This window comes from Pedobacter ginsengisoli (assembly GCF_030244015.1).
In the GTDB taxonomy this organism is placed as follows: Bacteria; Bacteroidota; Bacteroidia; order Sphingobacteriales; family Sphingobacteriaceae; genus Pedobacter; species Pedobacter ginsengisoli.
In genome coordinates, this window is record NZ_JASSYX010000002.1 from 659,476 (window position 1) to 673,621 (window position 14,146).

Here is a 14,146-nt window from a genome sequence, read left to right on the forward strand (position 1 = left end):
ATTTATTTGTTGCAATATCTTGGCTTCAGGTCCTTTGAGATCTCCTCCGTAATTCTGATGATGTCTTCAGGAGTATCCAGATTATTGATCACAACCTTGTCTGCTGCTCCTTTATAAGGCAGCAGGAATTCCTTGTAGGCAGGTACTACATGGTTGTGCCATTTGTACAGCACGTCATCCTCCGGATAGCCACGTTCCATGCCGTCCCGTTTTATTCTGCGCTGCAATGCGACCGCTTCTTCTGCTTCTACAAAGATCCTGTAATCCAGTAACGCGGCTATTTCTTTGAAATGTAAAATGAACAGGCCTTCAACAATGATGATAGGTGCAGGGTTGACTTCGAGGATTTTGACTATCGCCAATGGGTTATTGAAATTGTATTCTTTTTTATAAACGACCTCGCCTTTTACCAGTCGCTTAATGTCCAGTAAAAACTGCTCATTGTCTATCGTGGAAGGCAGGTCGAAGTTGTACAGTTTATTTTCTTCCTGGGTCATTTCCCCTGCCGGGAAATAATAGTCGTCCTGGGAAACAAGGGTGACCTCGTCATTTTTAAAATGGTGTAAGAAGGAATTTAAAAAGAAGGTTTTTCCGGAGCCGCTGCCACCGGCGATACCTATGATGAAAGGTTTATTTTTGTTCATTTTCTTGTCCGCCGTACGTTAAATTGCAATAAAAACGTCTGTCGAGTGCACCCAGTGCGTCTGCGACAGCTTTCGTCATTACAATGATAACATCTTTTGTGGACTCATTTTCAGTAAATTTACCAACAACCTTTGCAAAGGTAGACCTGTTGCTCATGGGGTTGGTAATTTTGATAATGCCGCCTATTGGGGCAGTACGGTGCAATACGAGCATTTTAGAAGGATCAAGATCTGCATCAGCAATCCATACCGCTGTTCCTTTTTCTTCAATCTGGTTCAGACCATAACGGCTGGCCGGATATCTTAGCGAAGGATCCTTGATGGAACGCAGGGAGTCAGCTTCGCTGGCAAATGGTTCATTCTCAGATTTCACAGGATACTGACCTTTGATCAGCAGTTTTTGGCCTACATGCAGTGAGCTGGTAGTCAGGTCGTTTTTAGCTTTAAGCTGATCGATGGTCAGCTTATATTTCGTAGCGATGGAATAAATGGTTTCATTTGAGGCTACCGTATGAACGATGAGCTCATCGCTGTCCGGTTTGCTCTCCACAGTCGTCTTCTGGTTCAGGTCAATGTTCTTGTTGATCTCTTTTTTGTCCGGCACAGGTGCAGACGTCACTGGCTTTTGCACTGGCTGCTGCACAGTAGTTTGTACAACCGCAGGTTGAACTACAGCTGGATTTACCTTTTGCGCCGATGCTGTCTCAGTATTTTCAGATGCTTTCTCTCCTGCTTTAACCGGAATCTTTAATACTTGTCCGATCTGGAGATTTATAGACCTTAAGTTATTTACTCTTTTGATCTCATTTACCGTAGTGCCATACTTTTCCGCAAGCATATTTAGATTTTCTTTCTTTTGTACGGCATGGTCGACCAGTTCCTGTTCGGTGCTTTTTGTATCAGCAGCAGAAAGTGTTGCCGTTGTGCTTCCTGGCGTGTTTTTAGCGGTCGCAGTACCATAATTGACCGTATATGGCATGGAAGTTGGTACTTTAATAATGACACCGATCTGCAAATATTTGCTGTCGTTAAAGTTCATCACATCCTTGGGATTGACATTGTATCTTCTGGCAATGGAATAATAAGTGTCTTTGGCTACAACCTTATGAATGATCACCTTTTTACCATTTTGATTTTCAACCCCTATTGAATCCCTGGTGTTTGCTGATGAAGTATTTATATTAAAAAGAATAGCAGCAACTGCTATTATACAGTATTTATACATTAATGTCCTGATAAAAAAATTTTGAGCAATAATACGAATAATAAAGTAACCCCCTGTTGAATTGTAATTATAAACGCTGTTTAGCGCATCCTATTGTCTTTTCAGAGATATTTTTAAACCATTTTCAGCTATCTTTGTTATACCACCTAATCCCGGAAGAAGGGCAAAATAAAAAAATTAATACCATGGACGCAAAAGAAATCAGTTTAAATGAAAAAGAAGTAAAACCTGTAGTTGACCTGCTTAATGATTACCTGGCCAACTACCATGTTCATTATCAGAAATTAAGGGGATGTCACTGGAACATCAAAGGGCAGAACTTCTTTACATTGCACATCAAATTTGAAGAGTTATATACCAACGCTCAGCTGACCATCGACGAGATCGCAGAACGTGTACTGACGCTGGGAAAACCACCGCACAGCCGCTTCGCGGACTATATCAAAGAATCGGGCATCAAAGAGGTCAATACTATCGGGATGAAAGACCTGGATATGGTTGACGCTGTGCTTGAAGACATGGCCCACCTGATCCAGCTGGAGCGTGAGCTTCTGGAAGCTACGGAACAGGCTGGTGATGATGGCACCAATGATATGGTAAACAAGTTCATGCAGTTTAAAGAGAAAAATACCTGGATGCTCCGTTCCTTTGCAGGAAAGAAATAGTACCTGCATTTAACAATATTAAGGTTCGGTTACTCGTCATTGCGAGGCACGAAGCAATCCCCTCATGAGATACTTTGTGCCTCGCAATGACGTTTTATGGCATTCCCGTTTTGCCAATATTTGCACAGCGACTTTTTTTCTTAGCATCTCTGATTTAATTACCTTTGACAGATATGGGATATAAGAGCTTAGCCGAATGTGTTGCGGATCTGGAAAAACATGGTCATCTGATCCGAATAAAAGAAGAAGTCGATCCTTATCTGGAAATGGCTGCCATACATCTTAGAGTATATGAACAGCAAGGCCCTGCTTTGTTTTTTGAAAAGGTAAAAGACAGTCCGTTTCCTGCAGTTTCCAATCTGTTTGGTACCCTGGAACGCTCAAAGTTCATGTTCAGGGACAGTCTGCCTAAGGTTGAACAACTGGTAACCCTGCGTTCTGACCCTGTGAGGGCATTGAAAAATCCGTTTAAGCTACCGGGGATTGGCCTTACCGCTTTAACTGCGCTTCCGCTGAAACAAAGCATTTTTAAAAATACATTCAGCAAAACTACCATCTCCGCACTGCCGCAGATTGTAAACTGGCCTATGGATGGCGGCCCGTTCATCACTATGCCACAGGTTTATACAGAAGACATTGACAAACCAGGAGTACTCAATGCCAACCTGGGTATGTACCGTATCCAGCTGGCAGGCAATGATTATATCCAGGATCAAGAAATCGGGTTGCATTACCAGATCCACCGGGGGATAGGGGTTCACCAGAGTAAAGCGAATGCCAAAGGCCAGCCTTTAAAAGTGAGTATATTTGTTGGTGGTCCGCCATCACATCCCCTGGCGGCAGTGATGCCGTTGCCGGAAGGCTTGTCTGAAATGACATTCGCCGGGGCGCTGGGCAACCGAAGGTTCAGGTATTTTTATGATGATGAGGGATTTTGCATCTCGGCTGATGCTGATTTTGTCATTACCGGAACGGTTTATCCGCAGGAAAATAAACCTGAAGGACCGTTTGGAGACCATCTGGGCTATTATAGCCTTACTCATCCATTCCCGCTGATGAAGGTGCATAACGTATACCATCGCAAAGATGCCATCTGGTCGTTTACTGTCGTGGGGAGGCCTCCGCAGGAAGATACCAGTTTTGGTGCGTTGATCCACGAGATCGCAGGATCAGCATTGCCCAAAGAAATACATGGATTAAAAGAAGTGAATGCGGTGGATGCCGCCGGTGTACATCCTTTGCTTTTTGCGATAGGCAGCGAACGCTATACGCCATATCTTAAGGAAAGACGGCCGCAGGAGATCCTGACCATAGCCAACCACATATTAGGTAAAAATCAGCTGAGTCTGGCCAAATACCTGTTCATTGCCGCAAGGGAAGATAATGAGCAGCTGGATACACACAATCTTTCTGCATTTCTGCAGCATGTGCTGTCCCGTATGGATTTCAGCAGGGATCTGCACTTTCATACGCAGACGACCATAGATACACTGGACTATAGTGGCGAGGGATTAAATGCGGGCTCCAAAGTTGTGTTTGCTGCAGCGGGTGACATAAAAAGGGAGCTTTCTACTGTTGATCCAAAAGGGTTGTACATTGAAGGAACAGGTCTTTCCGATGGTTTTGGTGAGTTTAAACTGGCCATTCCGGGGGTACTCGCTTTGCAGGCTCCGACATATATTGACGGAGTAAATACCGAAAAAGAAATCGGCAGGATCAATTCAATACTCAAACGAGACGAGCTAAAAGGCATAGCACTTATTGTACTCTGTGATGATGCTGAATTCACTGCCGCAAATATCAATAATCTGGTATGGGTCACTTTTACCAGGAGTAATCCTGCTACAGATATACATGGTATTGATGCTTTTATTCAAGACAAACACTGGGGTTGTAAAGGTCCTGTGATTATCGATGCACGTAAAAAGCCGCATCATGCGCCTGAGCTGATCAAAGATGCTGGTGTTGAAGATCGGGTGGACCAACTGGGCTTGCCGGGCGGTCCGCTCCATGGGATCATATAAGGCCGCATGGAAACCCGGGAGATAAAAAAGGGCTGGCAATCAAATCGCCAGCCCTTACAGAATGAAAAACTTATATTTTTTAGAACCTAACCCCAAAGGTCAGAAATACATTGTTTCTTGCAGTTTTAATGTTTGCAACAGGCTCTTCTGGATTTTCAGCAGAGCCAACTATATATGGCGATAAATCAGTATTTGTTTCCGCACGCTGATAAGTTAAATCAAAATAATAATTGTTTACTCGATATCCGAGACCACCGCTGTAATACTTAGTGTCAAAATAGCCATCGTCATCTCCTTTTATCGCACTTCCGTTATTGCCGTAACCGCCTCTTAAACTAAATGCATTGTCAACTTTATACTCTGCTCCAAGTCTGTAGTTAACAGCACCCTTGTAAAAATTCTTTACGGTATTATTTTCATCAATAATTCTATCCGGGTCATTTCCCTGATCAGTAGAAAATCTGATGGTTGAATAATCAATATAGTCTACGTCTGCAGAAATCAACGCTTTACCGCCAATTACATAGCTGGCACCCAATGATCCTTTTAATGGGGTACGGAGACGGTAAGTAAAAGTATAGTTGGCGGGAGCATTTGTATAATCTTTAGCGTTCGGCCCGGTAGCTATCCTGGTATCCAGTTTAAATGTGGTGTTGTCTTCAATTAGCAACCATGTTGGTGTCTGCATAGTCGCCCCGATCCTGAAGTTTCCAACCGGTCTGAAGATCACACCCAGTCTTGCATTAAATCCTGAACCTGTAGTTTCCTGGTTTTTTGCAAATGTGAGGTCATATCTTGAGTCTTCCGTAAAGTTATAACCGGATTCAAAATATTGGGCATCATTGGTGTAACGGACGTTTACCAGTCCGATACTCGCACCTATATAGACCTGATTAGCGATATTCAGTGCTCCGCCAGCTGTAAGTTCAGAGGTAGACCCACTTCTCATTTCACCTTGCCTCTGCGTATTTGACTCTGTCTGGACGTCGCTGTTGTTTCTCGTAGAGGCACGGTAGAAAGGCTTGGATGGTGTAGTGAAATCATCATAGTCTATGATGAATCCATCAAAAGCCATTCTACCTAAGCTTCCTTCAGGAAGTTGATTAGGGGCTTTGTTGTAAGCATTAGCATCGTCTGTAAAATAATCCGCGATCGAGTTCGCGGAGTTCACTCCGGTATAACTAAAATCGGCTCCGAAGTCATTGTTGCGTGCATATCCAATTCCGAAAACAGAACTGACCACACCTGTTTGCATGCTTTCGCCTTTGGCCCGGAGAGAAGGGCTGTATAGCACAACACCCAAATTGTTGAGGTTCAGACGATCTTTATTGGAATCAGTTGTTGTATTCAAAAAACTTGCTTTACCGGTCATGCCATTGAATTCCGGAGTTAAACCAAACTCAGACTTAGTAAAAAGGCCTAATCCTGCCGGATTACCACCCAGAGAACTCATGTCGCCGCCTACTCCAATTTGGGCGCCGCCCATTCCTTTGAATCTCGCAGTGCTTCCATAATTGGTCTGAGAGAATTTTAGGGCATCAGGAGCGTAGCTCTGGGCATATGTCGATACTGTAGCGGCTACTGTAACCACTAGAGATAATGTGATTTTCTTCATCTTAAATAAATAAATAATTAGCCTCTTCCTGCTCTTCCTGATCTTGCACCACTACTACTACCGCTGCTACCGCTCCCACTACTGCCGGAGCCACTACTTCTTGATCCACCCCCGTCACTTCTTGCTGGAGGCGGAGTATAGGTCGGTCTGTCAGCCTGACGGGCAGGGGGTGTATAGTTCTCGGTTCTTGTTGGCCTTTGTGCTGGCTGAGGGGAATCCTGGGAGCGCCTGTTGCTTGTTCTCGGATTTGTGGTAACGTTATTGTCACTGGTACCATATCTTTCAGATCTGGTCTGTCTTGAAATCACGCTGCCATTTACGTCTGACCTGGTTGTGCCTGATGTTCTGCCGCCGGGACGGTAAGTACCGATACCATTTTCCCTGCCCACAGCCGGTCTCGCCCGGTAATCCGGCGCATTAGTTGTTCTGCCAGTGTAAAAACCGCCTCCATAATAGCCGCCTCCATAATAACCACCTCCTAAAAATCCTCCGCCATAATAGCCGCCTCCATAATAGTAGTTGTTCCAGCCAAAATTGTTATAACCCCAAAACGGAGAATAAGCATAGCCCCATCCTGAATACGGAGAGTTCCAGTAGCTATTGTAAAACGGACTATAGCCGATACCTACAGACCAGCTGTTGTACGGATACCATCCGCTATAAAAATAAGGATCGTAATAGCTCCTCCACGGACTGGAATAATAGAACCTGTTGATCCGTGAGGAATAATCCATGTCATAGTATGGATCACTTGTGCCATAGTAATCGCTTTCAGCGTACTCCTGGTCATCTGTAGTGGTTTGAGATGGCTTAACCGGTGCCGGGGTGTATATCTTCACCTTCGCGGTAGTGTTATAAACGTCATCATCATTGGTGCTCTGCTGCGCGAGTTTCGGCGCAGAACAGGACGTGACAACGATCGTTGCCAGCGCGAGCATACTTGTGAATAAATGGTTAGGTTTCATAACTTATATGTTGTTTGTGTGTCGCAATTTTTTTGTAGCTATAAATTTATAAATTTGCAGCTTACTATACAAGGTATTTAACACAAATAACGTTCCATTCAGATATGAGCAAAGGCATTACAAGTAAAAACGAAGATTATTCCCAGTGGTATAACGACATTGTTATAAAAGCAGACCTGGCAGAGCATTCTGCGGTTAAAGGCTGCATGGTCATAAAACCTTACGGATACTCCATTTGGGAGAAGATGCAGGCGGTTTTAGATCAAAAATTCAAAGATACCGGGCACAGTAATGCTTATTTTCCTTTATTCATTCCTAAGTCATTTTTTTCCAAGGAAGCTTCTCACGTAGAGGGTTTTGCGACAGAATGTGCCGTTGTGACACACTATCGTCTGAAAAATGACGGAAACGGAAACATTATCGTAGATGAAACCGCTAAACTGGAAGAAGAACTGATCGTAAGGCCTACATCTGAAACCATCATATGGAACACCTATAAAGGATGGATCCAATCGTACCGTGACCTGCCCATCCTGGTCAACCAATGGGCCAATGTTGTGCGATGGGAAATGCGTACGCGTTTGTTCCTGCGGACTACAGAGTTCCTTTGGCAGGAAGGGCATACCGCTCATGCAACAGCTGAAGAAGCAATCGCTGAAACCAGACAGATGCTCGATGTTTATGCCGATTTTGCGGAGAACTGGATGGGCGTGCCAGTGGTTAAAGGTGTAAAAACTCCCAACGAGCGTTTTGCAGGTGCACTGGATACCTATTGTATTGAGGCATTGATGCAGGACGGTAAGGCCTTACAAGCCGGTACCTCGCACTTCCTGGGTCAGAACTTCGCGAAAGCATTTGATGTCAAATTTACCAGCAAAGAAGGTAAACTGGAACATGTATGGGCCAGTTCATGGGGGGTTTCAACCCGCTTGATGGGTGCGCTGATCATGGCGCACAGCGACGATGCCGGATTGGTACTTCCGCCTAAACTGGCACCTATACAGGTGGTCATCGTGCCGATCTATAAAACAGACGAGGAACTCAATAATATTTCAGCTTTTGTGGATACCCTGATCGCCAAGCTAAAACGCCTGGGCATTTCGGTTAAATACGACGACCGGGATACACAGCGTCCGGGCTTCAAATTTGCAGAATACGAGCTTAAGGGTGTGCCTGTCCGTCTTGCGATTGGCGCCCGTGATATGGAAAACGGAACTGTAGAGCTTGCCCGCAGGGATACCCGTGAAAAGCAGACAGTAAACCAGGAAGGGCTGGAGATCTATATTCCACAACTGTTAGAAGATATACAGCAGAACATTTATAAAAAAGCGTTTGATTTCAGGGCGGAACACATTACCCCGGCCAATTCATACGAAGAGTTTAAAGAGTTGCTGGACGGCAAGGCCGGTTTCATCTCCGCACACTGGGATGGCACTCCTGAAACTGAACAAAAGATTAAGGAAGAGACTAAAGCCACTATCAGATGCGTTCCTTTAGATAATCAGCAGGAAGACGGGGTTTGTATCTACTCAGGCAAGCCCTCTACCCAGCGCGTGCTATTTGCCAGGGCTTATTAATCTCAGTAATTATGAAATTCGCAACTAAAGCTATTCATGCCGGTCAGGAACCTGACCCTACAACAGGGGCAGTCATGACCCCTATATACCAAACCTCCACCTACTGGCAGAAGTCTCCGGGTGACAACAAGGGATATGAGTATTCCAGAGGCACAAACCCGACCCGTAAGGCATTGGAAGACTGTTTGGCTGCTCTGGAGAATGCCAGATATGGTCTTGCGTTTTCCAGCGGAATGGGAGCGACCGATGCGGTACTTAAGTTGCTGAAGCCCGGTGACGAAGTGATCACTGGTAATGATCTTTATGGCGGTTCTTATCGTATTTTCACTAAGGTTTATGAAAAATACGGCATCAAATTTCATTTCCTGGATCTGTCCAAACCTGAAAACATACTACCGGCCATCAATGACAAGACCAGGCTGATCTGGATAGAAACTCCTACCAATCCAACCATGCGGATCATTGATATTGAGGGCGTTGCAAGGATTAGTAAACAGCATAGCCTGCTGCTGGCCGTCGACAATACTTTTGCTTCACCATATCTCCAAAATCCTATGGATCAGGGTGCTGATATTGTGATGCATTCTGTTACGAAATACATAGGGGGCCATTCAGATGTTGTGATGGGCGCTTTGGTGGTCAATGACGACCAGCTCTACAAAGATCTTTGGTTCATCTATAATGCTTGTGGTGCTACCCCGGGTCCCCAGGATGCTTTTTTGGTGCTGAGGGGGATCAAAACGCTTCACCTGCGGATGAAAGCGCATTGCGAGAATGGTGAAAAGGTTGCCCGTTTTTTAAAAAACCATCCAAAGATCGACAAGATCTACTGGCCGGGTTTTGAAGACCATCCTAATCATGACATTGCTAAAAGGCAGATGCGTGGTTTTGGCGGGATGGTTTCCATCACGTTGAAAGATGCAGATCTGAAAGAGACTTTTCGCATTGCTTCTTCGTTCAGGGTTTTCACTTTAGCAGAATCGCTGGGTGGCGTGGAATCCCTGATCAACCATCCGACGACTATGACGCATGGTTCAATTCCTAAAGAGGAACGTGAAAAAGTCGGGATAACAGATAACCTGCTGCGTTTGAGTGTTGGCGTTGAAGATATCGATGACCTGCTTGAAGATCTGGAACAGGCGCTTAAATAATTAGCTGATCGTCATGCTGAGTGTTTATTCCCGGGCCCGCTTCGGAATAGCCCGGCATCCCGGCCTGACTAAAATAAATACGATAGCTATTGGAATTTTTAGAACTGAAGGATTTTTTAGATTTAAAGGCTGCTCAGTACAACAGACCTGATTTTATTCAGAATGATCCCATCTGTATCCCTCACCAGTATACCAAAAAACAGGATATTGAAATTGCTGCTTTCTTTGCGGCAATTTTAGCATGGGGACAACGCAAAACCATCATCAACAAGTGCAATGAGCTATTTCAGCGTATGGATAATGATCCCTACCAGTTCATGCTGCACCATACTGATGATGATCTGAAGGGTCTTTTGGGTTTCAGGCACCGTACATTCAACGATACGGACTTGTTGTATTTTGTTGCTTTTTTTCGGGAGCATTATAGTCAGCATGAGAGCCTGGAAGCTGCTTTTCTTGCGCCTTCTGATGTTTTTCTCGATAGCTATTCTGGTATTGACTCATTAGCCGGTCTTGTTTCTGCTGATGAGTTGTCTGACAACAATGCTGCTTACAGTTCTTCCGCCTGCATGCTTTCTGAGCTTGCTTTGCAGCAGCCTAAAATAGAAAGGGCTCTCAACTATTTCCGTGCTTATTTTTTTTCTCTGCCTGATTATCCGCGCCGGACCATTAAGCATGTTTCATCACCTTTGCAGAAATCGACCTGTAAGCGGCTCAACATGTTTCTCAGGTGGATGGTCAGAAAAGACAATATGGGTGTGGATTTTGGTATATGGAACACGCTTAAACCATCAGATCTTATTTGCCCATGCGACGTTCATGTGGATCGTGTGGCCCGCAAACTTGGCCTCATTGAAAGGAAGCAGACGGATTGGCGTACTGCTGTTGAACTCACTGCTCAACTGCTTCGGTTTGATCCGCTGGATCCTGTAAAGTATGACTTTGCGTTGTTTGGGCTGGGGATTGAAGAGAAGTTTTGAGCTTTCGAAAGTAGATATTGTTATTTTAGACTGCACTTCATACTAAAAACTCCATGTTTTTATTTAATTAAAAAGTCGGGTTAGCTTCGGACTGGATCTTGCGCCCTGAAAAAGGGCACAATTCCCTATGTCCTCATCTTAACCCGACTTTTTTTGGGTGCATATAGCAAGTGTGTTTTCCATCCCATACCATTTTTTCAGATGCCGGTAACTATGTATTTTTGCTTTGCCAGATTCTTAATATCTTTAATTCTTATATGATCACTTTCAAATTCTTATATGATCACTTTCAAAGCTGAGATAGAGCGTTTTGCTGAAATGGGCGAAAAAACAGGCTGGAGCTATGTGTTTATCCCCGGCACTATAGCCAATGAAATTAAGCCTGATTGTAAAAAGAGCTTTAGGGTTAAAGGTAGGATAGATCACGTCGAAATTGTCGGAATGGCTACTGTTCCAATGGGAGAGGGCGATTTTATCATTGCATTGAAAGCCAGTTTGCGAAAACAGCTAAGAAAAGAAAAAGGGGCAATTGTTGAACTTCAGCTGGAAGAAGACAAAGATTTTAAAATTGAAATACCCGAAGACCTGGAGCTTTGTCTGTCAGATGAACCGCATTTGATGGAAGGTTTTATGAAACTGCCAATGTCGCACCGGAACTGGTATATCAACTGGCTAAACTCAGCTAAAACGGAACCTACCCGAACCAAAAGACTGGTTAAGATCGTATCCGCAATGGACAGGGGAATGACATTCAGTGAAATGATGCGTGAGGGAAAGGAATGAACTAACTGTATTTCCTGAACCAGCTCCAGACCTTCATTTGGATTACACCAAGAAATGCTTCTCTAAAAATCCTTGTGCTCATTTTAGAAGTGCCTTCCGTACGGTCTGTGAAAATGATGGGTACCTCTACTACTTTAAATCCATATTTAATGGCTGTAAACTTCATCTCGATCTGAAAAGCATAGCCCACAAACTTGATCTTTTCCATCGGAATTTTCTCCAGCACCCGTCGCTTGTAACATTTAAATCCCGCTGTTGCATCCTGAATATCGATCCTGGTGATCAGCCGCACGTACATGGAAGCAAAATAAGACATGAGCACTCTGCTCATTGGCCAGTTCACTACATTTACTCCTCTCACATAGCGGGAACCGATGGCTACATCTGCGCCTTCTATGCAGGCTTGTCTGAGTTTGATCAGGTCGTCAGGGTTGTGAGAGAAATCGGCATCCATCTCAAATATATAACCGTATTGTGGTCTTTCCAGCGCCCATTTAAAACCATGTATATACGCAGTACCCAGGCCTAGCTTTCCCGTTCTCTGTTCCAAATGCAGTGCAGGATATTCCAGCTGCAGCTTTTTTACGATATCAGCAGTGCCGTCAGGTGAGCCATCATCAATGATTAAAATTTCAAAAAAGTAACTTAAAGAAAAAACCTTTCTAATGATCCGTTCGATATTCTCTTTTTCGTTGTAAGTAGGAATTATGACTAAGCTGTCTGACACGTAGAATAAATTAATGTGCGAAATTATATAATCTAAATGAAAAAACCTTTAGCAGTATCGACATACTAAAGGTTAATTTGTGTTAAATCACATTAAAGTACCCTGTACAGCGAAAAACCGACTGCGTTATTTTACCTCTTGCATCAGCTTTCTTACAAAAGGAGAGATTACAATTAATATCACTCCTGCTATCAGCGCATAAATAGCAAGCTGTTTATAACCATCAGTAAAGGTGATCAGTTTCTGTTGCAAAGTATCGTTTTCGTCGGCGGTAGACAGGCCCGCACCCAATAATCCTGCTACGTATTGCCCGTAGGCACTGGCCAGAAACCACATGCCCATCATTACGCCCTGAAGTTTTTTAGGAGATAATTTGGTCATTATAGAAAGCCCTATCGGCGACAGGCAAAGCTCTCCAAAGGTTACAGCAAGATAAGCAACCGTAAATACATCCAGTGAGGCGATACCTGAACCGTTTGAAAAAAATCGTGTAGTGTAAAAAATAAAATAACCCGCGCCCAGAAACAGGAAGGCCAGTCCAAATTTAATCAGGGTATTGGGTTCAATTTTCTTTCTGGCCATACCAATCCAGATCACACTGAATATAAAGGCGAATATGATCACAAAGAGTGAATTTGCAGAGTTATTTACGCCATTCGGATCCAAAGTTATAGTGCCCAAAATTTTGTTATCAAGGTTCCTTGCAGCGAACAAACTTAGTGAACCGCCGCTCTGCTCGTAGATTCCCCAAAAAATAATAGAGAAGATGATGAATACCAGTGCGGCAACCAGTTTTTTACGTTCAGCCACATTGTATTTGAACATTTCATAAAAAAGATAAAGTAAGGTTGCCGGCCCGATGATATACATGAAATAATCGGTATACTGTGTTTTGGCAACCATAGTCATGATGACTGGAATTACAGCCAGCGAACCAATGTAGACCGCATAAGTATACCATTTTTTTGGCATTGCCCGTTGACTGATCACAACAGGTTCCGGCACGACCTTTGAATCGATGCCCTCTGACACAACTTCTTCAAAATTTTCATTGCCGGAAGGCGGGAGACCGATAGGCCCGAGGGTCTTTTGTGTAAAAAGAAAGGTGACAAGGCTTATCGTCATGACGACTGCCGCCAATCCAAATGCTACGTTCCAGGTACTTCCCGATGGCACAATGGAGCTGAACAATTCACCTTTTCCGATTGCAATACAAGCATAGCCGCCCAGCAGGGCACCAATGTTGATACCTGCATAAAATAGAGAAAATCCGGCATCACGTCTGTTATCACCCTTTTTATAAAGTGTACCCACCATTGTTGAAATATTGGGCTTAAAGAAACCTGTGCCGATGATGGTAAAGCTAATTCCGAGAAAGAAAAACTGATGCGGATCAGTTGCCAGAATGGCACTGCCAACAATCATCAGGATGCCCCCCCAAAATAACGATCTCCTGAATCCAAGAATTTTATCAGCAAATAAGCCTCCAATGAATGTAAAAGCATAAACGAAAGCCTGGGTGGCACCATACTGCAGGTTGGCATCCCTGTCGTTCATGAACAACTGCGTTACCATAAAATAGGTAAGCATCCCGCGCATTCCATAGAAACAGAAGCGTTCCCACATTTCAGAAAAGAAAAGTGCCCAAAGTTGTTTAGGATACTTTCCTTTAAAGCTCTGGATTTCGTTGAGGGTTATAGTTTCAGCCATACGATAAAGTCTTTTGTTGCGGAGCCACCGCTTTATTATTATATCAAAAAGCCTCTGAAAATATCCAGAGGCCCTAATCT

General features: G+C 43.9%; 12 protein-coding genes. 6 read left to right on the top strand and 6 right to left on the bottom strand.

Annotated features, from left to right (window positions below):
- Positions 1-2 precede the first annotated feature (2 nt).
- Positions 3-644 (bottom strand): uridine kinase family protein, encoded by a 642-nt coding sequence (locus QEP08_RS09945; protein WP_285057572.1) that lies wholly within the window; start codon positions 642-644, stop codon positions 3-5.
- The gene (locus QEP08_RS09950; protein WP_285057573.1) at positions 631-1,869 is read right to left on the bottom strand and encodes a LysM peptidoglycan-binding domain-containing protein; all 1,239 of its coding nucleotides are present in this window, start codon (positions 1,867-1,869) and stop codon (positions 631-633) included. The genes QEP08_RS09945 and QEP08_RS09950 overlap by 14 nt, the downstream gene beginning before the upstream one ends.
- A gap of 185 nt (positions 1,870-2,054) precedes the next feature.
- Between QEP08_RS09950 and QEP08_RS09955 the strand changes: the two genes are divergently transcribed.
- Together QEP08_RS09955 and QEP08_RS09960 are read left to right on the top strand one after the other, a co-directional pair.
- Positions 2,055-2,534, top strand: coding sequence for a Dps family protein (locus QEP08_RS09955; protein WP_285057574.1), 480 nt, complete (start codon positions 2,055-2,057; stop codon positions 2,532-2,534).
- Positions 2,535-2,707: 173 nt separating this feature from the next.
- Entirely contained in the window at positions 2,708-4,558 is a 1,851-nt protein-coding gene (locus QEP08_RS09960; protein WP_285057575.1) for a UbiD family decarboxylase, read from the top strand.
- A 79-nt stretch (positions 4,559-4,637) separates the two neighbouring features.
- Here the strand turns inward: QEP08_RS09960 and QEP08_RS09965 are convergent, their stop codons facing one another.
- Positions 4,638-6,173, bottom strand: coding sequence for an OmpP1/FadL family transporter (locus QEP08_RS09965; RefSeq protein ID WP_285057576.1), 1,536 nt, complete (start codon positions 6,171-6,173; stop codon positions 4,638-4,640).
- A 17-nt stretch (positions 6,174-6,190) separates the two neighbouring features.
- Positions 6,191-7,138: a hypothetical protein gene (locus QEP08_RS09970; RefSeq protein ID WP_285057577.1), complete on the bottom strand. Its 948-nt coding sequence runs from the start codon at positions 7,136-7,138 to the stop codon at positions 6,191-6,193.
- A gap of 104 nt (positions 7,139-7,242) precedes the next feature.
- Here QEP08_RS09970 and proS point away from each other — a divergent pair, with 104 nt between their 5' ends.
- The 4 genes from proS to QEP08_RS09990 all read left to right on the top strand — a co-directional run bounded on the left by proS (position 7,243) and on the right by QEP08_RS09990 (position 11,629).
- Complete coding sequence (gene proS, locus QEP08_RS09975) at positions 7,243-8,715, top strand: proline--tRNA ligase (RefSeq protein ID WP_285057578.1); 1,473 nt, start codon at positions 7,243-7,245, stop codon at positions 8,713-8,715.
- Positions 8,716-8,726: 11 nt separating this feature from the next.
- Positions 8,727-9,866, top strand: coding sequence for a cystathionine gamma-synthase (locus QEP08_RS09980; RefSeq protein WP_285057579.1), 1,140 nt, complete (start codon positions 8,727-8,729; stop codon positions 9,864-9,866).
- 89 nt (positions 9,867-9,955) lie between these two features.
- On the top strand, positions 9,956-10,846 hold the full coding sequence (locus tag QEP08_RS09985; protein ID WP_285057580.1) for a TIGR02757 family protein: 891 nt from the start codon (positions 9,956-9,958) through the stop codon (positions 10,844-10,846).
- Positions 10,847-11,125: 279 nt separating this feature from the next.
- Positions 11,126-11,629 (top strand): YdeI/OmpD-associated family protein, encoded by a 504-nt coding sequence (locus tag QEP08_RS09990; RefSeq protein WP_285057581.1) that lies wholly within the window; start codon positions 11,126-11,128, stop codon positions 11,627-11,629.
- Position 11,630: 1 nt separating this feature from the next.
- Here the strand turns inward: QEP08_RS09990 and QEP08_RS09995 are convergent, their stop codons facing one another.
- Complete coding sequence (locus QEP08_RS09995; RefSeq protein WP_285057582.1) at positions 11,631-12,356, bottom strand: polyprenol monophosphomannose synthase; 726 nt, start codon at positions 12,354-12,356, stop codon at positions 11,631-11,633.
- A 126-nt stretch (positions 12,357-12,482) separates the two neighbouring features.
- Positions 12,483-14,066 (bottom strand): peptide MFS transporter, encoded by a 1,584-nt coding sequence (locus QEP08_RS10000; protein ID WP_285057583.1) that lies wholly within the window; start codon positions 14,064-14,066, stop codon positions 12,483-12,485.
- Positions 14,067-14,146 lie beyond the last annotated feature (80 nt).